The following is a 22,194-nucleotide window of genomic DNA, read 5'->3' on the forward strand; positions in this document are numbered from 1 at the left end:
TCATCCCAGGAGGAATTCAGTGAGCAAGAAGAAGACGATCACGGCCGTCGGTCTCGTCGGTCTGGGGCTGGGGCTCGTCACGCTCTCCGGGTGCGGCTCGACAGAGTCAGGTTCCGGAAGCGGCGGTGACTCCAAGACCGTGACCCTCGTCAGTCATGACTCCTTCACGTACTCCAAGGACGTGCTGAGCGCCTTCGAGAAGGAGTCCGGGTACACGGTCAAGGTGCTCAAGGACGGCGACGCCGGGCAGGCCGTCAACAAGGCGATCCTCACCAAGGACAACCCGCAGGGCGACGTCTTCTTCGGCGTCGACAACACCCTGCTGTCCCGGGCGCTCGACAACGGGCTCTTCCAGTCGTACGAGGCCAAGGGCTCGGACCAGATCCTCCCGGAGTACCGGGTCGACGGGGACGAGCACCGGGTCACGCCCATCGACACCGGCGACATCTGCGTCAACTACGACAAGGCCTACTTCACCGAGCACAAGCTGGCTCCGCCGGCGTCCTTCGCCGATCTCGTCAAGCCCGAGTACAAGAACCTGCTGGTCACCGAGAACGCCTCGACGTCCTCGCCCGGCCTCGGCTTCCTGCTGGGGACGGCGGCGAAGTACGGCGACGACGCCTGGCAGGACTACTGGACGAAGCTCAAGGCCAACGGCGTCAAGGTCGTCGACGGCTGGGAGCAGGCCTACAACGAGGAGTTCTCCGGGTCGGCCGGAGGCAAGAAGGCCAAGGCGGACCGGCCGCTGGTCGTCTCGTACGCCTCCTCGCCACCCGCCGAGGTCATCTACGCCGACCCGAAGCCGAAGACCGCGCCGACCGGCGTCGCGGCCGGCACCTGCTTCCGGCAGGTCGAGTACGCGGGGCTGCTGAGCAACGCCGGGAACACCAAGGGCGGTGAGGCTCTCCTCGACTTCCTGATCACCAAGAAATTCCAGGAGGACATGCCGCTGAACATGTTCGTGTACCCGGTGGTCGAGGGGGCCACGGTGCCGGCCGAGTTCACGGAGTTCGGTCCGCAGGCCAAGGACCCCGAGACCATGGACCCGGCCAAGGTCGCCGACAACCGTGACCAGTGGGTCAAGTCGTGGACCTCACTCGTACTGAAGTAACGCCCCGGGTGCGCGGGAAGTCCCGTCGGGGAGGCGCGGCGCGGCTCGGGCTCATGGCCCTGCCCGTCGCGTTCTTCGGCGTCTTCTTCGCCTACCCGGTGGCGGCGATCGTGGCCCGCGGTCTCAAGGTCGACGGGGTCTGGCAGTTCGGCCGGATCCGGGATGTCCTCGCGCAGTCCGACATCCGGCACGTGCTGTGGTTCACCACCTGGCAGGCGCTCGCCTCGACCGCGCTCACGCTGCTGATCGCGCTCCCCGGCGCGTATGTTTTCGCGCGCTTCGATTTCAGGGGCAAGCAGATCCTGCGCGCGGTGGTGACCGTGCCGTTCGTGCTGCCGACAGTCGTCGTCGGGACAGCGTTCCTCGCCCTCGTCGGCCGGGGCGGACTCCTGGACGAACTGTGGGGCGTACGGCTCGACACGACCGTCTGGGCGATCCTGCTCGCCCATGTCTTCTTCAACTACGCGGTCGTCGTCCGCACGGTCGGCGGTCTCTGGTCGCAGCTCGACCCGCGACAGGAGGAGGCCGCCAGGATGCTCGGCGCCTCCCGGTTCGCGGCCTGGCGGAAGGTGACGCTGCCGGCCCTGAGCCCGGCCGTGGCCGCCGCCGCGCTGATGGTCTTCCTCTTCACGTTCACCTCCTTCGGTGTGGTGCAGATCCTGGGCGGTCCCACCTTCTCGACTCTCGAGGTCGAGATCTACCGGCAGACCTCGGAGATCTTCGACCTCTCCACGGCGGCGGTGCTGACGATCATCCAGTTCGTGGCGGTGGGCGCGATCCTCGCCGTGCACGCCCGGACCGTACGGCGCCGGGAGACCGCCCTGCGTCTGGTGCCCCCGGAAGTGACCGCCCGCCGGCCGAGCGGGGCCGGGCAGTGGGCGCTGCTCGCCGGAGTGCTCGCGACCATCGCCGTGCTTCTCGTGCTGCCGCTCGGCGTGCTGGTCCAACGGTCCCTGGACGCGCCCGACTTCGGGTATTACCGGGCTTTGACCTCGGATGACAGCGGTATCTTCCTCGTCGCGCCGATCGAGGCGATCGGCAACTCCCTGGAGTACGCGCTCGCCGCCACCGCCATCGCCGTGCTGATCGGCGGTCTGGCGGCCGCGGCCCTCACCAGGCGGGCGGGCCGTCTCGTACGAGGCTTCGACGCGCTGCTGATGCTGCCGCTCGGCGTGTCGGCGGTGACCGTCGGGTTCGGGTTCCTGATCGCGCTCGACGAACCGCCGCTCAACCTCAGAAGCAGCTGGATCCTGGTGCCGCTCGCGCAGGCGCTCGTCGGTGTGCCCTTCGTCGTACGGACGATGCTGCCCGTGCTGCGGGCGGTGGACGGGCGGCTGCGGGAGGCGGCGGCGGTGCTCGGGGCGTCTCCGTGGCGGGTGTGGCGCGAGGTCGATCTGCCGATGGTGCGGCGTGCGCTGCTGGTCGCGGCCGGCTTCGCCTTCGCGGTGTCGCTGGGCGAGTTCGGGGCGACCGTCTTCATCGCGCGGCCCGACAACCCGACACTGCCGGTCGCCGTGGCCCGGCTGCTCGGGCGCGCGGGTGACCTCAACTACGGCCAGGCGATGGCCCTTTCGACGATCTTGATGGTGGTGTGCGCGGTGGCGCTGCTGCTGTTGGAGCGGGTACGGACCGACCGGACCGGGGAGTTCTAGATGCTGCTGAGCCTTGAGACCGCGACCGTGCGCTTCGGCGGGCGGGCGGTGCTCGACGATGTCGGCCTAGCGGTCGCCGAGCACGAGATCGTGTGCGTGCTGGGGCCGAGCGGCAGCGGCAAGTCGACGCTGCTGCGGGCGGTGGCCGGACTCCAGTCGCTCGACGCGGGCCGGGTACTCCTCGACGGCCGTGATCAGGCGGGGGTGCCCGCGCACCGGCGGGGCGTCGGCCTGATGTTCCAGGACCACCAGCTCTTCCCGCAGCGCGATGTGGGCGGCAATGTCGCCTTCGGGCTTCGGATGCACGGCGCGGGCAAGGGTGAACAGGCGGTACGGGTTCGGGAGTTGCTGGAGCTCGTCGGGTTGCCGGGTGCCGAACGCAGGGCCGTCGCCACGCTCTCCGGGGGCGAGCAGCAGCGGGTCGCGCTGGCCCGCGCCCTCGCTCCGCGCCCCCGTCTGCTGATGCTCGACGAACCGCTCGGCCAGCTCGACCGCTCGCTGCGGGAACGCCTTGTCGTGGAACTCCGGCAGCTCTTCGGTGAGTTGGGTACGACCGTGCTCGCCGTCACGCACGACCAGGGCGAGGCCTTCGCGCTCGCCGACCGGGTCGTGGTCATGCGCGACGGACGAATCGCCCAGTCCGGCACGCCGCTTGAGGTCTGGCAGTACCCCGCCGACGAGTTCGTCGCGCGCTTCCTCGGCTTCGACAACGTGGTGGAGGCGACGGTGAGCGGGGAGGCCGCGGACACCCCGTGGGGGAAGGTCCCGGTGCCGGAGGGCACCCGGCAGGGGCCGGGCACACTGCTCGTGCGGCCCGCGGGCGTACGGCTGGTGGACGCGGCGGAAGGGCTGCGCTGCACCGTGGCCGGACGCACCTTCCGGGGCACCCACGTCGCCGTACAGCTGCAACCGGAGGACGCGCCCCGGCTGGAAGCGGCGTGCACGCTCAGGGAGGCGCCGGAGCCCGGCGACCGGGTCGGGGTGGAGTTCGACTCGGCCGAGATCGCCGTCCTCGGCTGAGCTCGCCGTCGTGGGCCGAGCCCCGGGCCGGCCCGCGGCCGACCGTCCGTCGGTGCCCGAAAACGCCGTGCCCGGGGAACCTTCCGCCGCATAAGGTGCGGCCCATGACGCCATTCGGACAGCTCGGGCACGACCGCTACTGCGACGCGATCGAGGCGCAGGTACGGCAGTTGAGGGACGTGGTGAACTCGGAGGGTGTCGTGCTGTCCGCCACCGTGCCGACCTGCCCGGACTGGTCGCTCGAGCAGCTCGTACGGCATACGGGCGGGGCGCTGCGCTGGGTCGAACTCCTCGTGCGCACCAGGGCGCGGGAGAATGTTCCCGACGAGGACGTGCCGTGGGCCGCGGGACCGGCCGCCGAGGGTGATCCCGCGGCCCTGGACGGCTGGCTCGCGGAGACCGGCGAGATGCTCGTCGGCACGCTGCGGGAGGCGGGGCCCGACACGGAGGTCTGGGCGTGGGCCGGCGTCCACAACTCCGGTTTCTGGGCCCGCCGGATGACGCACGAGCTGGCGATCCACCGCGCCGACGCGACGCTGGCCGCCGGGCTGCCGTACGAGGTCGAACCCGAGGTGGCCGCCGACGCGATCGACGAGTGGCTGGGGATCGTGGAGTACATACAGCGGACCCAGCCGCACGACCCGGCAAGGGAGTTGCGCGGAACCGGCCGCGGCATCCATCTCCACGCCACCGACACGGACGCCGGGTTGAACGCCGAGTGGGTCGTCGAGCTCACCGAGAAGGGTGTCGTCTGGCGCCGGGGCCACGAGAGGGCGACCGTCGCGCTGCGGGGCCCGCTCACCGACGTACTCCTCGCCTTCTACCGTCGGCTGCCGCTGGACGGCGGGCGGTTGGAGGTACTGGGGGAGCGGGAGCTGCTGGAGTTCTGGCTGGAGCGGGCGACCTTCGGGTAGGTGCCGCGGGGGTACAGGCGTGTGGCCCGCCCCCTCGGTGAGGGGACGGGCCACACGTTCGTACGGTGGTGAGGATCAGGCCTTCGCGGCGCCACGGCGGCGCATTCCGAAGAACACCGCTCCGCCACCGACCAGGACGAACGCACCGGCGATGCCGGCGATCATCGGCGTGTTCGAGTTCGCACCGGTCTCGGCGAGGTTGGACTCACCGGCCGCGGGGGACGGGGCGTTGCTGCCCGTCGTCGCGGGGGTGGTGGTGCTCTCGGAGGGCGACGGGGTCGCCGAGTCCGAAGGCGTTTCGGACGGGGAAGGCGTCTCCGAAGCCGGAGGCGTCGATGCGGGCGGCGTGGTCTCCGAGGACTTGCACGCCACATCCGGCGTGATCAGGTTCGGCAGGATGTCCTCGTCGACCGAGTTGTTCTCGGCCTTGATGTGGACGCGGTACTCGGCCTTGGGAGTCCAGGCCTCCGAGAACGTGACGGTGGCGCCCTCGCGGGTGCCGACCACCGTCTCCTCGCCGACGAGCCGGGCGTCGGCGCCGTTCGACTCGAGGAAGACCGAAACGGTGGCCTTCACGCCCGAGGCGTCCGTGTCGGTGACGGTGATGATGCCCTTGCCGTTGTCGTCGCAGGCGGCGACAGCGGCGAAGTCACGGATGTTGCAGGCCATTGCGTTGCCGGCGACGCCGAGCGCGAGCGCGGCGGTCGCGGAGGCAACACCCAGAATTCGCACAGAACGTGCGGTACGGCGAGATATGGACACGATTGCCCTTCACGAAATGCGCAACTGCGGGGGGTGAGAGGGGCGTTCTGCTGCTCTGCTGCCACAACAGCGCCCCCAGTAGCCTCACTGGTTTATAAGCGCCAGCTAAGGGATGTCAATGCATATGCCCTGCCAAGGCGTTGCCTTTACCTTGTCGTTAACCGCCGAGACGTTTGAGCGCCTCCGGAGCCTCCTCGATACGGTCAACAAGGGCGATTCTGGACTCCATCGCGCGCTCCCTGGCCAGCGACTGGAGGAGCGGCCAAGTCGGGTGCTTTTCGGTCCAATGGGCCTGGTTCACGAGAACCATGGGTGTCGGCTCGCCACGGGACTCGTAGTAGTTCGGCGTCGCGTTGTCGAAGATCTCCTGTACGGTCCCGGCGGCGCCCGGCAGGAAGACGACGCCGGCGTTGCAGCGGGCCAGCAGGCCGTCCTCGCGGGTCGCGTTGGCGAAGTACTTGGCGATGTGCGCGGCGAAGGCGTTCGGCGGCTCGTGGCCGTAGAACCAGGTGGGGATGCCGACCGAGGCGCCGCCGGAGGGCCAGCGCTCGCGTACGTCGAAGGCGGCACGCGCCCAGTCGGTCACCGAGGGGACGAACGACGGGGTCCGCGCGACGAGTTCGAGCGCCTCGGGGAGCATGTCGTCGTCGAAGGGCGCCGCGTAGGCGCCCAGGTTGGCCGCCTCCATCGCACCCGGACCGCCGCCGGTGGCGACCGTGAGGCCGGCGCGCGCCAGCTCGCGGCCCAGCCGCGCCGCACCCTCGTACGCCCGCGTGCCGCGCGCCATCGCGTGGCCGCCCATCACGCCCACCACCCGTGCGCCGACGAGGAGTTCGTCGAGCGCGTCGGAGACCGAGTCGTCGTGGACCGCGCGCAGCATCGACGCGAGTATGTCGCCGTCGGCCTTGGTCCGCTGGAACCAGGCGTAGGCGCCGGCGTCCGGTGTCGCCTCGTAGCCCGCGTCGAGCCCTTCGAAGAGTTCACCGGGGGAGTAGAGCAGGCCGCGGTACGGGTCGAAGGGCAGGCCGGGGACGGGCGGGAAGACCAGCGCGCCCGCGCCGCGTATCCTCGCCGCCGCGTCGGGGTCCATCGGGCACCCGAGAAAGACGGCGCCCGTGGTGTCGACGGTCAGCAGATCCGTCGTACGGCCCGTCAGATCGACTGCCTGGACGCGGAGGCCGGCGAGTGAACCGTGCTTCGAGACGGTCTCGTCGAACTCGGCGAGGGACTCGATCTCACGGTCGTGGGAAGCATGGAGGGAGGTCGGCTGCACACGGCCATGCTAGGCATACGGGCGGCCGCGTTCGCAGGTGTCCCGCGAACTGAGGCCCCCATCGAGGGCTTTGGGTTGCCCTGGGCCGCCGTCGTACGGTGAGGCGGCCCCGGGACAGTCGGGTGCGTGGGAACCGGCCCGCGTCGGCCGCGTGCGCGTGCGCGGCGGATCAGCCCTGGACCGCCGCCGGGTCCATCCACATGACCTCCCAGGTGTGGCCGTCCGGGTCGTCGAAGGCACGGCCGTACATGAAGCCGTGGTCCTGGGTCTCGCCCGCGGCCGAACCGCCCGCCGCGATGGCGTTGTCGACGAGCTCGTCGACCTTCTCGCGGCTCTCGGCGCTCAGACACAGCAGGACCTCGCTGGTCTTGGTGGAGTCCGCGATCTGCTTCTTCGTGAAGTCGGCGTAGCGCTGCTTGCTCAGCATCATCGCGACGATCGTGTCGCTGATCACCACGCAGGCGCAGTCTTCCGTCGAGAACTGCGGGTTGATCGTGTACCCGAGCTCGGTGAAGAACTTCCTCGACGTGTCGACGTCGGCGACGGCCAGGTTCACGAAGATCATCTGCTGGTACATGTCCAGGTCTCCCATAGGTGCGGTACGGCGCGCTGAGGTGTCGTTCGCAGGGATAGACCCTGGGTCCGCGCGGAACTCATCGTTCGGCGCGGACTTTTCTCCCGGGGGCGGTCAGCGGACCAGGGGGAGCGCGGCGAGTTCGGCGACCACCCAGGTCAGCGGGCCGAACACGGCGAGCAGCGCGCCGACGCGCAGGGCGGCGGCGCTCCGGAGCATGGTCGCCGGCGCGCCCAGCCGCAGCAGCGCGGCGATGGTGTCCGCGCGCGCCTGCCTGGCCTCCAGGGCGGCCGTCGCCAGGGTCAGGACGGTGCACCCCGCGACCACCAGGGCGCCGAGGGTGGTCAGCGGACCGAAGTCGGGGCGCGCGCCGGTGTAGAGCGTCGCCACCGCGTAGCCGCCCGACGCGACCGCGCACACCACGCCGAGCGGCTGCCCGATGCGCCGCGCCTCGGCCTGGAGGACCCGCCCGGCGAGCAGCCGCAGAGCGCCCGGCCGCACCGCCTGGAGCACCCGCCCGCAGGCGTACGTGATCGCGGGCCCGGCCATCGCCAGGCCCACCGCGGTCAGCGCCCAGCCGGCCAGCACCCCCGCCGGCCCGCCCGCGAAACCGCCCGGCAGCGCCAGACCGGTGGCCGAGCCGGAGCGGCTCGCGTACGTCTCCACGGCGAGGCCCGCCGCCAGTACGGCGGCGCCCCAGGGGAGGCCGCCCGGGGCGGTCCGGGTAGCGGGAGGGAGCTCGGGGAACTGGCGGAGCCGCGCCGAGTCCGGGGGGCTGGTGACGTCGTAGAGCGCCGCGTCGCCGCCGGAGCGTTCGTATGCCGCCGCGTCGTTTCCGGAGATGTCGGCGAAGCCGTACGCGTCGACGCTCCCGGGGGAGGCGGAACGGTCGTACGCCCGCGCGTCCTGGCCGGCGTGCGCGCTCTTGGTGTGTCGAGGCGTGTGCGGGGGCGCGTCCTGGTCGGTGCGCGCCGAAGCGCTGCTCACCGCGCTCATGGCCGCGCGGGCGGCCAGCCAGGCGTTTCCGAAGCGCACCGTCGTGTTCCGCGGACGCAGTACCACCGCGCTCGCCACCGATGCCGCCAGCGGGACCAGCGCGAGCAGGGTCAGCGCGGCCGGCAGCGGGAGGGGCCGGTCCGCGGCGAGGAACTCCGCCGCCGAGCCGTCGAAGGGCATGCCCGTCAGGTCTCCGCGCAGGTGCAGGAAGAAGAGCAGGGCGAGCATCGAGCCGAGGAGGGTGGACAGGGCGGTGGTGACCGCCGAGACGGCCATCAGGCGGCCGGGGCCCAGGCCGATCGCCGAGAGGCCGGGGCGCGGCCGGGTGCCGGGGTCGGCGCGGGCGACCGCGACGGCGAAGTACACCGTGGCGGCCAGCGGAGCGACGCACCAGGTCAGGCGGAGCACCGACGCGGTAGAGGCGTCCGGATGCGCCATCGCGTACCCCAGCGTGCACAGCAGCAGGAAGCCGGTCCCGGCCGACGCGGCGGTGACCAGGAGCCGGCGCAGCTGGACGAGGGGGTGGGCCCCGCGGGCTAGACGGAGAGCGAGCACGCGGGCCGGCCTTCCGACTCGGCGACCGGGGGCAGGTGGACGGTGTTCACGCGCCGCCCGTCCAGGAGCGAGACCGTACGGTCGGCGAGCGCCGCGGTCTCCGCGTCGTGCGTGGCCAGGATGACCGTGATGCCGTGCGAACGGGCCGCCGTGGTGAGCGTACGCAGCACATGGGCGCGGTCGGCGCGGTGCAGCGAGGCGGTCGGCTCGTCGGCGAAGAGCAGGGTGGGCGCGGGCACGAGAGCGCGTGCGACGGCGACGCGCTGGCGCTCGGCCTGGAGCAGGTCGTGCGGGCGCTTACGGGCGCAGCCGCCGATGTCGAGGCGCTCCAGCCACTCCAGGGCGGCGGTCTTGGCGGCCCGGCGTCCGCAGCCGCGGAGCATCAGGGGCAGCGCGGCGTTCTCCCAGACGTTCAGCTCGGGGACGAGGACCGGCACCGGGTCGATCCAGCCGAAGCGGTCGCGGCGCAGCCGTTCACGGGCGAGCGGTCCCATGGTGTGCACGGGCGCGCTGTTGAACCAGACCTCGCCCCGCGCCGGCAGCAGCTGACCCGACAGGCACCGCAGCAGGGTCGTCTTGCCGCTGCCGCGCGGGCCGCCGACGGCGAGGATCTCGCCCTCGCGTACGCCGAGCGAGACACCGCTGAGCGCGGGCGAGCCGTCGTGCTTGACGTGCAGGGCGCGTGCCCAGAGCACGTCGTTGTCAGGCGGGGCCACCATCGCGTACACCTCGGTTCAGATCTGATTTGCCTTGCCAAGTCCCCCGGTCGGGGGAACGAAGGCAGGGCCGATCGGTCACTGGGCACGCTAGGGAGTCGGGGCGGGGAGGCCGGACAGCACGCGGCCCCGGGCGGCCCATTCTCACTCGTACGGGCGGCACCGGGGCCGGTGTTGATCACAGGATCACAAGGATCCGGGGACCGGAATGCGGGGCGTGGGGCGTGAGGCGTGAGGCGTGGATCAGAGCTTCGCCCACGCCTCCGTCAGCACCTGACGGACGATTCCCTCGATCTCGTCGAAGGTCGACTGGTCGGCGATCAGCGGCGGCGACAGCTGGATGACCGGGTCACCGCGGTCGTCGGCGCGGCAGTAGAGGCCGTACTCGAAGAGCTTCTTGGAGACGAAGCCGTAGAGCACGCGCTCCGACTCCTCGTCCGTGAAGGTCTCCTTGGTGGCCTTGTCCTTCACCAGCTCGATGCCGTAGAAGAAGCCGTTGCCGCGGACGTCGCCGACGATCGGCAGGTCGTGCAGCTTCTGGAGGGTCTGGAGGAAGTTCGCCTCGTTGTCCAGCACGTGCTGGTTGAGGCCCTCGCGCTCGAAGATGTCGAGGTTGGCGAGTGCCACGGCCGCGGAGACCGGGTGGCCGCCGAAGGTGTAGCCGTGCAGGAAGGTGTTGTCGCCCTGGTAGAACGGCTCGGCGATGCGGTCCGAGATGACGGTGGCGCCGATCGGGGAGTAGCCCGAGGTCATGCCCTTGGCGCAGGTGATGATGTCCGGGATGTAGTCGAACTTGTCGCAGGCGAACATCGTGCCGAGCCGGCCGAAGGCGCAGATGACCTCGTCGGAGACGAGCAGCACGTTGTACTTGTCGCAGATCTCGCGCACGCGCTGGAAGTAGCCGGGGGGCGGCGGGAAGCAGCCGCCCGCGTTCTGCACCGGTTCGAGGAAGACCGCGGCGACGGTCTCCGGGCCCTCGAAGAGGATCTCCTGCTCGATCTGGTCGGCGGCCCAGCGGCCGAACGCCACCGGGTCGTCGCCGTGGATCGAGGCGCGGTAGATGTTGGTGTTCGGGACCTTGTGCGCGCCGGGGACCAGCGGCTCGAAGGGGGCCTTGAGGGCCGGCAGGCCGGTGATCGACAGGGCGCCCTGCGGGGTGCCGTGGTAGGCGACCGCGCGCGAGATGACCTTGTACTTCGTGTGGTTGCCGGTGAGCTTGTGGTACTGCTTCGCCAGCTTCCACGCGGTCTCCACGGCCTCGCCGCCGCCCGTGGAGAAGAACACCTTGTTCAGGTCGCCCGGCGCGTAGTGCGCGAGCCGCTCCGCGAGCTCGACGGCCTTGGGGTGGGCGTAGGACCAGATCGGGAAGAAGGCCAGCTGCTGCGCCTGCTTGAACGCCGTCTCCGCGAGTTCCGTGCGGCCGTGGCCCGCCTGGACCACGAACAGACCCGCGAGACCGTCGAGGTAGCGCTTGCCCTTGTCGTCGTAGATGTAGGTGCCCTCGCCACGCACGATGGTGGGGACGGGCGCGTTCTCGTACGAGGACATGCGGGTGAAGTGCATCCACAGGTGGTCGTACGCGGTCTTGCTGAGGTCCTTGGTGCTCACGGCTATCGGGTTCCCCACATGTAGGTCTGTTTCTTGAGCTTCAGGTAGACGAAGCTCTCGGTGGAGCGCACTCCGGGGAGGGCCCGGATGCGTTTGTTGATGACGTCCAGCAGGTGGTCGTCGTCCTCGCAGACGACTTCCACGAGGAGGTCGAACGAGCCCGCGGTCATCACCACGTACTCGACTTCCGGCATCGCGGTCAGGGCGTCTGCCACCGGCTCCAGATCACCCTCCACGTTGATGCCCACCATCGCCTGCCGACGGAAGCCCACGGTGAGCGGGTCCGTGACGGCCACGATCTGCATCACGCCCTGGTCGAGCAGCTTCTGGACGCGCTGGCGCACGGCCGCCTCGGAGAGGCCGACGGCCTTTCCTATCGCGGCGTATGGGCGCCGTCCGTCCTGCTGGAGCTGCTCGATGATGGCGAGGGAGACGGTGTCCAACGAGGGACTGCCGTTCCTGGACTCGGTCCTGGACCCGGTCCTGGACTCGCGGGAGTCCCTTGGGTCTGCGCTTCGACTGGCCACGGCTTCACTCTGCCCGACGGCTCGACGGATCCGCAAGGTCGTTGCGATGAAATTCGTTGTTTACGGGTGCGAGTCTTGCGGATTTCGCAGTTCTGGGGCAATCGGGGGTGTTGAAAACGTGGGTACACGGATTAGGGTGGGTGTCTCAGCGTATGGACATCTGAGGTCAACGGACACCTAACCTGGAGGGCCGGCAGTGAGCACCGAGCTGCGTCGTCTGCGCAACTACATCGATGGTGAGTTCCGGGATGCCGCCGACGGGCGGACCACCGAGGTCGTCAACCCCGCGACCGGTGCGGCGTACGCGACGGCGCCGCTGTCCGGTCAGGCGGACGTGGACGCCGCGATGGCGGCGGCCGCCGCGGCCTTCCCGGCCTGGCGCGACCAGACGCCGTCCGAGCGGCAGCGGGCGCTCCTCAAGATCGCGGACGCGTTCGAGGAGCGGGCCGAGGAGCTGATCGCGGCCGAGGTGGAGAACACCGGCAAGCCGATCGGGCTGACCCGCTCCGAGGAAATCCCGCCGATGGTCGACCAGATCCGCTTCTTCGCGGGCGCCGCCCGGATGCTGGAGGGGCGCAGCGCAGGCGAGTACATGGAGGGTCTGACCTCCATCGTGCGCCGCGAGCCCATCGGTGTCTGCGCGCAGGTCGCGCCGTGGAACTACCCGATGATGATGGCGGTGTGGAAGTTCGCCCCCGCGCTCGCGGCCGGCAACACCGTCGTCCTGAAGCCGTCGGACACCACCCCCGCCTCCACCGTCCTGATCGCCGAGATCATCGGCGGCATCGTCCCCAAGGGCGTCTTCAACGTCATCTGCGGGGACCGGGACACCGGCCGCGCGATGGTCGAGCACCCGACCCCGGCGATGGCCTCCATCACCGGCTCGGTGCGTGCGGGCATCTCGGTCGCCGAGTCGGCGTCCAAGGACGTCAAGCGGGTCCACCTGGAGCTGGGCGGCAAGGCGCCGGTCGTCGTGTTCGAGGACACCGACATCGCGAAGGCCGTCGAGGACATCTCGGTGGCGGGCTTCTTCAACGCGGGCCAGGACTGTACGGCCGCCACCCGCGTGCTGGTCCAGGAGGGCATCCACGACGAGTTCGTGGCCGCGCTCGCCAAGGCCGCCGCCGAGACGAAGACCGGGCAGCCGGACGACGAGGACGTGCTGTACGGCCCGCTGAACAACCCGAACCAGCTCAAGCAGGTCTCCGGGTTCATCGAGCGCCTCCCCGCCCACGCCAAGGTCGAGACGGGCGGCCACCGGGTCGGCGAGACCGGCTACTTCTACGCGCCGACCGTCGTGTCGGGCCTGAAGCAGGACGACGAGATCATCCAGAACGAGGTCTTCGGCCCGGTCATCACCGTCCAGTCCTTCACGGACGAGGCACAGGCCGTCGAGTGGGCCAACGGCGTCGAGTTCGCCCTCGCCTCCTCGGTCTGGACGAAGGACCACGGGCGGGCGATGCGGCTGTCGAAGTCCCTCGACTTCGGCTGCGTGTGGATCAACACCCACATCCCGCTGGTCGCCGAGATGCCGCACGGCGGCTTCAAGAAGTCCGGCTACGGCAAGGACCTCTCGGCGTACGGGTTCGACGACTACACGCGGATCAAGCACGTGATGACGTCGCTGGACGCGTAGCCTGGCGGGGCGCCTCATGGTTGCTCTGAGGCGCCGGTACGTCGAGAGCGCGGCCCCGGACGGGAGTTGATCCGTCCGGGGCCGCGCGCTTTTTCCCGCGCGATGGTCGGGCGTTCTTCACGGCGCCGGTGTGCGGGGGCCTCTGGGGGGCCGGTCGGTGTGGGGTGAGGCGCTGGGTGGGCCGGCTCACCCAGCGCCCGCCGCTGCCTGCCGTACTAACTGATCGACAGGGTGTCGGGTCGACGCGTGAGTGCTCGACGCAGCGTCCATTGTCCCGGCCGGGACGATCGCGGCATGCTGCCCGGGTGCCAGTGATTCGCAAGGCCTCGCCCCTGTCCCGACGGTCCCTGCTGCGTGCCGTGGGTGGTGGCGCGGCGCTCGGCGCCCTGGCGGGGTGCGGGGTGCCCGCCGCGTACGTGTCGCCGGGCGACCGGGCAGGGGCCGACCTCTCCGCCCGCGACAAACGGCTGACGTGGGCGAACTGGCCGCTCTACATCGACACGGACGACGAGGACACGACGAAGCGGCCGACCCTGGACGCCTTCGAGAAGAGCACCGGGATCTCGGTCGACTACGTCGAGGAGATCAACGACAACGACGAGTTCTTCGGCAAGATCAGCCCGTCCCTGATGAACCACCAGCGGACCGGCCGCGACCTGATCGTCATCAGCGACTGGATGTGCGCCCGTTTCGTCCGGCTCGGCTGGGTCCAGGAGATGGACCGGTCCAAGCAGCCGAACGTCACCAAGTACCTTGACCCGCTGCTGAGTTCGCCCGCCTTCGACCCCGGCCGCGGGTCCACCGTGCCGTGGCAGTCGGGGATCACCGGCATCGCGTACAACCGCCGCAAGGTCGGCCGGGAGATCAAACACGTCTCCGACCTGTGGGCGGACGACCTCAAGGGCCGGGTCACCCTTCTCTCCGGCCTGGACGAGGCCTTCGCGCTGCTGATGCAGGGCAACGGCGTCGACATCACCAAGTGGACGGCGGACGACTTCCACCAGGTCTGCGACCAGGTCGAGAAGTACGTGAAGAACGGGCAGATCCGGCGCTTCACCGGCAACGACTACATCAAGGACCTCGCCGGCGGAGACGTCCTCGCCTGTCAGGCGTACTCCGGTGACGTGATCCAGCTCCAGGCGGACGACCCCGACATCCGCTTCGTCGTCCCCGAGGAGGGCGCCGAGCTGTGGGCCGAGTCCCTGATGATCCCCAACCTGGCCCGGCACAAGGCCAACGCGGAGAAACTCGTCGACTACTACTACCAGCCCGAGGTCGCCGCCGAACTGGCCGCCTGGGTCAACTACGTCTGCCCGGTCCCCGCCGCCCAGGACGTCCTCGCCTCCTCCAAGGACGAGGACACCGCCGCCCTCGCCGAGGACCCGCTGATCTTCCCGGACTCCACCATGCGCAAGCGGCTCGCGATCGCCCGCGACATCGAGTCCACGGAACGCACGGAGTTCGCGAAACGGTGGAACGCGATCGCGGGGCTGTAGTCCGGGCGGGCCCATCCGCTCACAGGTTTGTGAGACGCCTCGCGCAGTAGGTCGGGCCGCCCAGCCCGGCGACGTTCAGGATGGAGTCCTCCGTCAGCTGGATGTCGTCCGCGCGTGGGCAGTTGTCGTCCAGGTCCGGTTGCCCGACGATCTTGACGTCGGGCAACGTCTCCCCTTCGCAGGGGACTTCCTTGTACTGGTCGACCGGGCCCGAGGTCCACAGGCAGTCACCGACGCGGATCTCCATGCCTCCTCCGCCCGGGTCGCCGGGGTGCGGAGCCCTGAGGTTGCGTACGCAGGCGTAGCCCACACCGTCCACGTACTGGGAGTAGTCACGTGGGCCCGCGAGCTCCGGTCCGCCCGCGTCGCTGATGCCCAGCACGTCGTCCGTGGGGGCGGGGCAGTCGATGTAGGTGTTCTGGGTCGTCTTCTCCTCGGCGCGCTTGAGGACCTTGCCGATGGCGTCGGGGTCGTCGCAGGCCATCTCGTCGACACGACCCGGCGCGCTGCCCGTCACGGATCCGTAGCAGTCGTCCTCGGCCAACAGCACGGTGTCGCTGTCGCTGTACGGAGACTCTGGCGGACTGCTCGACGGGGTCCCGGGCCCGGTCCCCGTCGCGGTCCCGGTCGCCGGGGTCGGCACAGCGGGCGACGACGACGCTCCACTCGCTCCGTCGCCGCCGTCCGAACAGCCGGCCGCCCACACCAGCACAGCCACAACGGCGGCAGCTCGTACGCCGCGCCCGTACCGCATCTCAAGGTCCCCCCCGCATCGGAGTCGGGGCCAGCATGGGACGTCCCCACCGGTCACGCAAGTCCCCGCACCTCACCCGGGAACCGGTCAACTCGCTTTGTGCGTAGGTACATTGAGGTTGCCGAATGTGCGGGCGAGTGGGGGCGGGGATGCGCGGCACGATCCTGGACGGCCGGTACACGCTGACGGAGCGGATCGGCGCGGGCGGCATGGGCGTGGTGTGGCGTGCCGACGACGGGAGGCTCGAACGCCCGGTGGCCGTCAAGCTGTTGAGCCTGCCTCCGGGCACGGTCGACGGCGAACGGGAGCGGCTGCTCGCCATGTTCGGGCGGGAGGCGCGGGCGGCCGCCGCGCTGGACAGTTCCTACATCGTGCCGGTGTTCGACCACGGGGCGGACGGTGAAGTCCCTTACCTGGTCATGCCGTTGCTCTCGGGCCGGACCGTGGGCGAGCTGCTGGCCGGGGGCCCGCTGCCGCCGGAGCGGGTCGCGGTGCTGGCGGCGCAGGTCTGCCGGGCCCTGGTGACCGCGCACCGGGCCGGCATCGTGCACCGCGACATCAAACCGGCGAACGTGATGGTCACGGACGAGGGCACGGTCAAGGTGCTCGACTTCGGCATCGCCAAGTTCCTCGACGCGACGACCGGCGGCCGGCTCACCGCGACCGCCGACTCTCCCATCGGCACCCTCGCCTACATGGCGCCGGAGCGCTTCACGCGGGGCGCGGACGACGGTCGTACGGATGTGTACGCGCTGGGCTGCACGGTGTACGAGATGCTCACCGGGGCGCCGCCCTTCGACGCGGCGTCGGCGCCCGCGCTGATGCACTGCCATGTGTACGAGACACCGCGGAAGCCGTCGGCACGGCGTCCGGGGCTCGCTCCCGAGTGGGACGAGCTGGTGGGCCGGATGCTGGCGAAGCCGGTCGGGGAGCGGCCGACGGCGGAGGAGGCGCGAGCGGCGTTCGAGACGCTGGCCTTCCCCGCGCCGGGCCTCCCCGCGCCGGGCCTCCGCGAGCCCGCGGCGCCCGCGGCCCGGCCCTCGGATCAGGCGGCGCCCGCGGCTCAGTCCCCGGATCACGCCGCGCCCGAGGCCCAGTCCCCGGATCACCCCGGGCTTCCGGGCCGCGGCTCCGCCTCGACCTCACCGGCGAGCTCCGCCGACGCGGCCCGCGATCAGCGACTCCTCGTACCGGAGGGACTCGCCACGGACGCCGTGCCTCCCGGGCCCGATCCCACCTCGTACCTGCTGGCGCCGCCTCTCCCGGGACATCCGCCGCCCGCTCTCCCGGCAGTTCGGCGTCGCGGGCGTCGCGTCGCGTGGATCGGGGCCTCCGCGGTCGTCACCGCGATGGTGGCCGTGCTCGCGGTCCTGCTGCCCTTCGGCGGCGACGACGGCGACGAGGGCGGCGCGAAGAGCGGCCAGGGCGGACCGAAGGGCGTCGGCGTGGCCCCGGTTGCGAAGACCGAGACCCTGACGCTCGGTTCGGCCACCGACTCCAGGGGCCCGGCCCCGGCGGTGCGCTCCGCCCGAAAGGGCGGCACGGTCACGGTCCTCGAACCCGGCGGTATCACCACCCTCGACCCGGGCAACATGTGGTCCGGGTCCGACCGGTTGATCTCCCGCCTCGTCCACCGCAGCCTGACCTCCCTCAAAACCCTGCCCGACGGCTCCGTCCGCCTCGTGGGGGACCTCGCCCAGGACACCGGCCGGTCAGCTCTGGACGGCCGCGAATGGACGTTCACCCTCAAACCGGGCCTCACCTACAACGACGGATCACCCGTACGCGCCCAGGACTTCGCGTACGCGGTCGAACGCGCCCTCGATCCGGACGACTTCCCGATGGGCGACCGCACCCTTCGCAGCTTCCTGCTCGGTCCCGAGGACGCGGACGGCATCGGCGCCGAACACGCGATGCCGCCGGGCGTCATCGAGACCCCGGACGACCGCACGATCGTCTTCCATCTCGACGGCGCACACCCCGACTTCAACGTCGTCCTGGCCGGACCCAACGGCGCACCGGTGCCGGAGCGGGTCGCCGACATCTCCGGCACCTCGACACTCCTTCCGTCGACGGGCCCGTACCAGGTCGACTCCTTCACCGGCGCCAAGAACCTGACGCTCACCCGCAATCCGAAGTGGCGCGCGGACACGGACCCGGTGCGCACGGCGTACCCCGACCGTTACGAGATCACCGGCGCGCTCACCCTCGACGAGATCAAGACCCGTATCCGCGCGGCCGGTTCGGGCTCCGCCGTGATGACGTTCTCCGGTTCGCTGGACAAGGACGGGCTGGGCGCGGCGGACGGTGCCACGGGCAGCGGCACGGTCCGTGTCACGTCACCGGCCCCCTATGTCCACGCGTACACCGTCGACACCGAGCGGGTACCGGAACTGAAGGTCCGTCAGGCCATCGCCACCGCGTATCCGGCGGCGGACGTCCTGGCCGCGAGCGGCGAGGACGGCGTCGCCACACACCACCTCATGCCGCCGGGCATCCCCGGTGCGCGAGACTTCGACCTGTACAGGACGGGGGATCACGGTGATCCCGCCCGCGCCCGCGCGCTGCTCGCCGAGGCCGGTGAGACGGGCTACCCGCTCACCCTCGCCTACGCGACGACAGCCGACGAAGCTCGGGCGAAGGCGGTGAAGAAGGCTCTGGACAAGGCCGGTTTCCGGGTGACGCTGGAGAACGCCGACGTCTCCGACCTCTACGAGAACGTGGGCGAGGGCGCGTACGACCTCGTCCGCCTGCCGATGAACGTCAGTGGCCTCCCGCTGGCGTCGGCGTACCTGCCGGACTCCTTCGACGGCCGCTTCACCTACCCGACCACCTCGAACTTCTCCCGGCTCGACAGCACGGCGGTCAACACCGCGATCGACGAGGCCAACGCGACGACCGACCTGGCGGCCGCGGGCGAGAAGTGGTCCACCGTCGACCGACGGGTGATGGAGCAGGCGGCGGCCATCCCGGTGTACGTGCCGGTACGCACGTTCCTCCACAGCTCCAGGCTGAAGGGGCTCCAGGTGGACCTGGACGGGCTGTCGCCGCTCAACGCGTACATGACCGAGTGACGGCCGTCGCGACCCCACGGACCTACCATGAGCCCGAGTTCGATCACCTCCTGAACAGGGAGTTCCGGGTGGGTGCCGGGCACCCAGGAACGCGGTTCCTGCGATGGACCGTGGCCTGGTTCCTGGCGCGTCGGGGCGCGACCGTGGAGCCATGAACACGAACGCGGCGCCGCACCCCTTCGTCGGCATGTGGGTGACGGCGGACGGTCACATCCGGCAGGAACTTCTCCCGAACGGCCGCTACGACGAGGCCCGTGGCAGCCGGCGGAGCGCCTACACCGGCAGCTACAGCGTCACCGGCGACCACATCGACTACGTCGACGACACCGGGTTCACCGCCACCGGTGACGTCCGGGACGGTGTGCTCTTCCACGAGCACCTCGTCCTCCACCGGGAGGGCGGCGCGCAGAGGTGAGGCGGGGGGCGACACAGTGCTCGGACCGACCGGCTGACGCGCGGGGGCGGAGGGCCACGCACCCGGTGCGTGCGCGGCCCTCCGCCCCCGTCGTCGGGCGAGGGGATCAGCCGTTGGGGACGGTGTCCTGGAACGTGGTGCCCGAGCCGCGGTACGCCGTCACCTTCGCGGCGACCTGGGCCGGCGTGAGGACCTGGTCCTTGACGTGCAGGACGTAGTCGACCTGCTGGTCGTACGCCCGCGCCGTGGTGCTGGTCTGGCCGGCGAGGTCGATCAGCCACTGGTTGAAGTTGATCGACATCGGCCGCTCCGGCAGGTACGCGGCGTCATGCGTGCCGAACAGCTGCCCGTCGACGTAGTACTTGATGCTGCTGTTGTCGATGGTCAGCACCAGGTCGTGCCAGCCGGCGTAGCTCTGGCGGCTCTCGGTGTGCTGGTTGACCGCCACCCACGGGTCGGCCTGATAGGTCTCCCAGGACGTCGTGTAAAGGATGTTCGACGGCTCGCCCCAGCCGCCGTTGGGCAGGTACTCGAAGTCGTACTCGGCGTAGTCGTCCGCGAGCGGTGCCTTGAGGTCGTTGATGGTGAAGAACGTCTGGACGAGGTGGTCGCCGTCCGGGCCGTACTTGGGCGCGTCGTTGAACCTGACCCGGGCCGCGTAGGTGCCGTTCTTGAACTTCGTCGCCTTGGTGAGGATCTCGGTCTGCTCGGTGCTCGCTCCGGTACCGGCGGTCGAGGTCTCCAGGTTCATGATGGAGTTGCCGCTCGCGGTGGAGAAGGTGACGTTCTCGGGTGCCCAGGTGGCGCCGGGCACACCGGGGCCGCCCGAGTTGGAGCGCACGCTCCAGCCGTTGGCCGAGATCCTCGGGTCGGTGTGGCCGCTGTAGTTGAAGTCGTCGAACAGGGTGGCGCCGTTCGCCGGAGGATCGGTCGGAGGGTCGGTGGGCGGGTCCGTCGGCTCGTTGCCCGCGGGGGCCTGGCCCCACAGGGTGCTGCCGGCCAGCTGCGCCGTGACCTTGGACCAGTCGCCGTACGAGGTCTGGGCGGCGCCGAAGGAGTAGTCGTCGCTCTGGTTCAGCGACGCCCACGTCGACTGGTAGAAGCGGAGTTGCATGTCGCCGGTGTCGGCGCCCGGGGCGAGCGAGCCGGCACCGGACGTGAAGCCGATCTCCAGGTAACGGTCGGCGGTGGCCGTCGGGTTGGTGAGCGTGCCGAAGACGCCCGTGACGTTGGCGCAGCCCTTGACGGCCCACGAGCAGGCGAAGCGGTAGGTCGCGCCCGCCGAGTCGGCCTTGAAGTAGTAGCGGACCTTGACGCCGCTCAACTGCACGCTCGTGGTGCCGGTGTTCCGCACCTTGAACCAGGGTTCGCTCTGGTCGGCGCGGGCCCCGGTGGCGCTCGTACGGTACTGGACGCTCAGGCCGTCGCCGGCCGCGGACGCGGTGGCCGGGAGTGCGGTGAGGGCGGCGGCGCCCATGGCTGCGGCGATGGCGGTGGCCGCGGCTGTGCGCAGCCGGTTCTTCGTGAATCTCATCGTTGTTCCTCTCCAGAACGGTGGGGGCTTCCCGGAACGGGACTCGGGTCAGGGGTGGCGCTCGACGCCGAGCGCGTCGAGCCGGGCCGTGTGCTCGGCGAGGCGGGAGCTGAAGTCGGCCCAGTCGGTGGCGCCGCTCCAGCCGCGGTCTGCGAGCGCGCACAGCCGCGGGTAGGTGAGGTACTCGATGTGGGCGGGCGTCGTGACGAACTCGGTCCACAGCTGGGTCTGGGTGCCGAGCACCCGCCCGGCCGCCCGGTCGTCGGCGTCCTCGGGCACCGGGTCGTGGGCGTGAACGGCGCGCAGATCCACGACAGGTCCCGGCTGCGCCCGCGGCTCGTGCGCGCCGCCGGTCTGCGCGTAGTCGAGGTAGGTGGCCCGGTGGTACGCGCTGACGACGGGGTGGCCGCGCCGGGCCGCCGTCAGGGTGTGGGCCGGGTCGCGCCAGGTCATCACGGTGAAGTCGAGGGGCAGTTCGGCGCCCGTCTCGGCCCAGCCGATCGGGCGCCGTCCGCGCCCGACGAGGAAGTCGCCGATCCGGGCGAGGAACCAGCCGTGCAGGGCCTCGGGGTCGGCCAGGCCCTGTGACACCGCGCGTTCGCGTGCGGCGACACTGTGCGTCCACTCGGTGGTGGGGCACTCCTCGCCGCCGACGTGGATGTACGGCGAGGGGAAGACGTCCATGACCTCGTCGAGGACCGTACGGCAGAAGTCGAGGACCTCGTCGTGGACGCCGAGGACGGTGTCGCACACGCCCCAGCGCGTCCAGACGTCGAGGGCGCGCTCCGGATGGTTGCCCAGGCGGGGATAGGCGGCGAGAGCGGCCCGTACGTGCCCGGGCATCTCGATCTCCGGCATGACGGTGACACCGCGAGCGGCCGCGTACCGGACCAGGCCCTCGAGTTCGGCCCGCGTGTACGCCCCGCCGTGCGGCACGCCGTCGAACGCGTCGCCGCCGGCCGGTCCGGTCTGGGACTGCGTGCGGTGGCCGCCGATCTCGGTGAGCTTGGGGTAGGCGGCGACCGGCATGCGCCAGCCCTGGTCGTCGGTGAGGTGCAGATGGAACACGCTGATCTTGTGCAGGGCCAGCAGGTCGACGTACCGGCGCAGATAGGAGACGGGCTGGAAGTGGCGTGCCACGTCCAGCATCGCGCCGCGCCAGGGGTGTTGCGGGATGTCCGTGATCTCGGCGCAGGGCAGCAGCCACCGGGTGCCGGGCCGCGGGATCGCCGACAGGGCCTCTAGGGGCAGGAGTTGACGGATCGTCTGGATTCCGCGGAGCAGTCCGGTGGGGTGCGCGGCGCGCAGCAGAGCGGTGTGCGGGTCGACGCTGAGGATGTATCCCTCCTCGCCCAGGTGGCCGAGGGCGGAGTCGAGCGCCAGGGTGAACTGCCCCTCCGGGGAGCGCGGTAGAGCCAGTCCGGTGGCGGGGGCGAGCAGGGTGCGCAGGAGGTCCGCGGCCGGTTCGGCGCCCGCGCCGATGTGCAGCGCGGTGTCGTCGTCGAGGCTGAAGTGGCCGGGCCGGAACGCGGCCTGTGTGGGACGGGGTACGAGTGCGGGCATGGATCTTCTCCGGA

At 70.7% G+C, this 22,194-nt stretch carries 18 protein-coding genes; 8 read left to right on the top strand and 10 right to left on the bottom strand.

Annotation, left to right across the window (positions count from 1 at the left end; genetic code table 11):
- Positions 1 to 19: 19 nt before the first annotated feature.
- The 4 genes from ACIBLC_RS20310 to ACIBLC_RS20325 all read left to right on the top strand — a co-directional run bounded on the left by ACIBLC_RS20310 (position 20) and on the right by ACIBLC_RS20325 (position 4,697).
- Entirely contained in the window at positions 20 to 1,111 is a 1,092-nt protein-coding gene (locus tag ACIBLC_RS20310; protein WP_399212393.1) for a thiamine ABC transporter substrate binding subunit, read from the top strand.
- A complete protein-coding gene (locus ACIBLC_RS20315; protein ID WP_399212394.1) occupies positions 1,087 to 2,763 on the top strand; it encodes an ABC transporter permease in 1,677 nt (558 codons plus the stop codon). The genes ACIBLC_RS20310 and ACIBLC_RS20315 overlap by 25 nt, the downstream gene beginning before the upstream one ends.
- The gene (locus ACIBLC_RS20320) at positions 2,764 to 3,783 is read left to right on the top strand and encodes an ABC transporter ATP-binding protein (RefSeq protein WP_399212395.1); all 1,020 of its coding nucleotides are present in this window, start codon (positions 2,764 to 2,766) and stop codon (positions 3,781 to 3,783) included.
- A gap of 104 nt (positions 3,784 to 3,887) precedes the next feature.
- On the top strand, positions 3,888 to 4,697 hold the full coding sequence (locus tag ACIBLC_RS20325; protein WP_399212396.1) for a maleylpyruvate isomerase family mycothiol-dependent enzyme: 810 nt from the start codon (positions 3,888 to 3,890) through the stop codon (positions 4,695 to 4,697).
- Between the two features lie 75 nt (positions 4,698 to 4,772).
- Here ACIBLC_RS20325 and ACIBLC_RS20330 read toward each other — a convergent pair whose 3' ends face one another.
- The 7 genes from ACIBLC_RS20330 to ACIBLC_RS20360 all read right to left on the bottom strand — a co-directional run bounded on the left by ACIBLC_RS20330 (position 4,773) and on the right by ACIBLC_RS20360 (position 11,708).
- A complete protein-coding gene (locus ACIBLC_RS20330) occupies positions 4,773 to 5,429 on the bottom strand; it encodes an LAETG motif-containing sortase-dependent surface protein (protein WP_399212397.1) in 657 nt (218 codons plus the stop codon).
- 187 nt (positions 5,430 to 5,616) lie between these two features.
- Complete coding sequence (locus ACIBLC_RS20335) at positions 5,617 to 6,732, bottom strand: LOG family protein (protein WP_399212398.1); 1,116 nt, start codon at positions 6,730 to 6,732, stop codon at positions 5,617 to 5,619.
- A 169-nt stretch (positions 6,733 to 6,901) separates the two neighbouring features.
- Entirely contained in the window at positions 6,902 to 7,309 is a 408-nt protein-coding gene (locus tag ACIBLC_RS20340; protein ID WP_399212400.1) for a VOC family protein, read from the bottom strand.
- A 111-nt stretch (positions 7,310 to 7,420) separates the two neighbouring features.
- Positions 7,421 to 8,857 carry a hypothetical protein gene (locus tag ACIBLC_RS20345; RefSeq protein ID WP_399212401.1) on the bottom strand — a complete coding sequence of 479 codons (1,437 nt, stop codon included), beginning with the start codon at positions 8,855 to 8,857 and terminating at the stop codon, positions 7,421 to 7,423.
- The gene (locus ACIBLC_RS20350) at positions 8,839 to 9,576 is read right to left on the bottom strand and encodes an ABC transporter ATP-binding protein (protein ID WP_399212402.1); all 738 of its coding nucleotides are present in this window, start codon (positions 9,574 to 9,576) and stop codon (positions 8,839 to 8,841) included. The genes ACIBLC_RS20345 and ACIBLC_RS20350 overlap by 19 nt, the downstream gene beginning before the upstream one ends.
- A 240-nt stretch (positions 9,577 to 9,816) precedes the next feature.
- The gene (locus ACIBLC_RS20355) at positions 9,817 to 11,199 is read right to left on the bottom strand and encodes an aspartate aminotransferase family protein (RefSeq protein ID WP_399212403.1); all 1,383 of its coding nucleotides are present in this window, start codon (positions 11,197 to 11,199) and stop codon (positions 9,817 to 9,819) included.
- The gene (locus ACIBLC_RS20360) at positions 11,184 to 11,708 is read right to left on the bottom strand and encodes an Lrp/AsnC family transcriptional regulator (protein WP_399212404.1); all 525 of its coding nucleotides are present in this window, start codon (positions 11,706 to 11,708) and stop codon (positions 11,184 to 11,186) included. The genes ACIBLC_RS20355 and ACIBLC_RS20360 overlap by 16 nt, the downstream gene beginning before the upstream one ends.
- Positions 11,709 to 11,904: 196 nt before the next feature.
- Here ACIBLC_RS20360 and ACIBLC_RS20365 point away from each other — a divergent pair, with 196 nt between their 5' ends.
- Together ACIBLC_RS20365 and ACIBLC_RS20370 are read left to right on the top strand one after the other, a co-directional pair.
- The gene (locus tag ACIBLC_RS20365; protein WP_399212405.1) at positions 11,905 to 13,344 is read left to right on the top strand and encodes a gamma-aminobutyraldehyde dehydrogenase; all 1,440 of its coding nucleotides are present in this window, start codon (positions 11,905 to 11,907) and stop codon (positions 13,342 to 13,344) included.
- 305 nt (positions 13,345 to 13,649) lie between these two features.
- Positions 13,650 to 14,840 (top strand): PotD/PotF family extracellular solute-binding protein, encoded by a 1,191-nt coding sequence (locus ACIBLC_RS20370; RefSeq protein ID WP_399212406.1) that lies wholly within the window; start codon positions 13,650 to 13,652, stop codon positions 14,838 to 14,840.
- Between the two features lie 19 nt (positions 14,841 to 14,859).
- Here ACIBLC_RS20370 and ACIBLC_RS20375 read toward each other — a convergent pair whose 3' ends face one another.
- Entirely contained in the window at positions 14,860 to 15,390 is a 531-nt protein-coding gene (locus tag ACIBLC_RS20375) for a hypothetical protein (protein WP_399212407.1), read from the bottom strand.
- Positions 15,391 to 15,743: 353 nt separating this feature from the next.
- On the opposite strand from ACIBLC_RS20375, the gene ACIBLC_RS20380 reads away from it, so the two are divergent.
- Positions 15,744 to 18,668 (top strand): ABC transporter substrate-binding protein, encoded by a 2,925-nt coding sequence (locus ACIBLC_RS20380; RefSeq protein WP_399212408.1) that lies wholly within the window; start codon positions 15,744 to 15,746, stop codon positions 18,666 to 18,668.
- 151 nt (positions 18,669 to 18,819) lie between these two features.
- Positions 18,820 to 19,083 carry an Atu4866 domain-containing protein gene (locus tag ACIBLC_RS20385; protein WP_399212409.1) on the top strand — a complete coding sequence of 88 codons (264 nt, stop codon included), beginning with the start codon at positions 18,820 to 18,822 and terminating at the stop codon, positions 19,081 to 19,083.
- 106 nt (positions 19,084 to 19,189) lie between these two features.
- On the opposite strand, the gene ACIBLC_RS20390 is transcribed toward ACIBLC_RS20385, so the two are convergent.
- On the bottom strand, positions 19,190 to 20,617 hold the full coding sequence (locus tag ACIBLC_RS20390; protein ID WP_399212410.1) for a cellulose binding domain-containing protein: 1,428 nt from the start codon (positions 20,615 to 20,617) through the stop codon (positions 19,190 to 19,192).
- Positions 20,618 to 20,665: 48 nt separating this feature from the next.
- On the bottom strand, positions 20,666 to 22,180 hold the full coding sequence (locus ACIBLC_RS20395) for a beta-N-acetylhexosaminidase (RefSeq protein ID WP_399212411.1): 1,515 nt from the start codon (positions 22,178 to 22,180) through the stop codon (positions 20,666 to 20,668).
- Between the last annotated feature and the right edge of the window lie 14 nt (positions 22,181 to 22,194).

The organism is Streptomyces sp. NPDC050535, from assembly GCF_044457665.1.
Lineage (GTDB): Bacteria > Actinomycetota > Actinomycetes > Streptomycetales > Streptomycetaceae > Streptomyces.

Bases quoted from the DNA above. Each gene is read 5' to 3' on its own strand.
- ACIBLC_RS20340 (WP_399212400.1), bottom strand. From the start codon at position 7,309: ATGTACCAGCAGATGATCTTCGTGAACCTGGCCGTCGCCGACGTCGAC.
- ACIBLC_RS20395 (WP_399212411.1), bottom strand. From the start codon at position 22,180: ATGCCCGCACTCGTACCCCGTCCCACACAGGCCGCGTTCCGGCCCGGC.
- ACIBLC_RS20385 (WP_399212409.1), top strand. From the start codon at position 18,820: ATGAACACGAACGCGGCGCCGCACCCCTTCGTCGGCATGTGGGTGACG.
- ACIBLC_RS20320 (WP_399212395.1), top strand. From the start codon at position 2,764: ATGCTGCTGAGCCTTGAGACCGCGACCGTGCGCTTCGGCGGGCGGGCG.
- ACIBLC_RS20325 (WP_399212396.1), top strand. From the start codon at position 3,888: ATGACGCCATTCGGACAGCTCGGGCACGACCGCTACTGCGACGCGATC.
- ACIBLC_RS20350 (WP_399212402.1), bottom strand. From the start codon at position 9,576: ATGGTGGCCCCGCCTGACAACGACGTGCTCTGGGCACGCGCCCTGCAC.
- ACIBLC_RS20390 (WP_399212410.1), bottom strand. From the start codon at position 20,617: ATGAGATTCACGAAGAACCGGCTGCGCACAGCCGCGGCCACCGCCATC.
- ACIBLC_RS20380 (WP_399212408.1), top strand. From the start codon at position 15,744: ATGCGCGGCACGATCCTGGACGGCCGGTACACGCTGACGGAGCGGATC.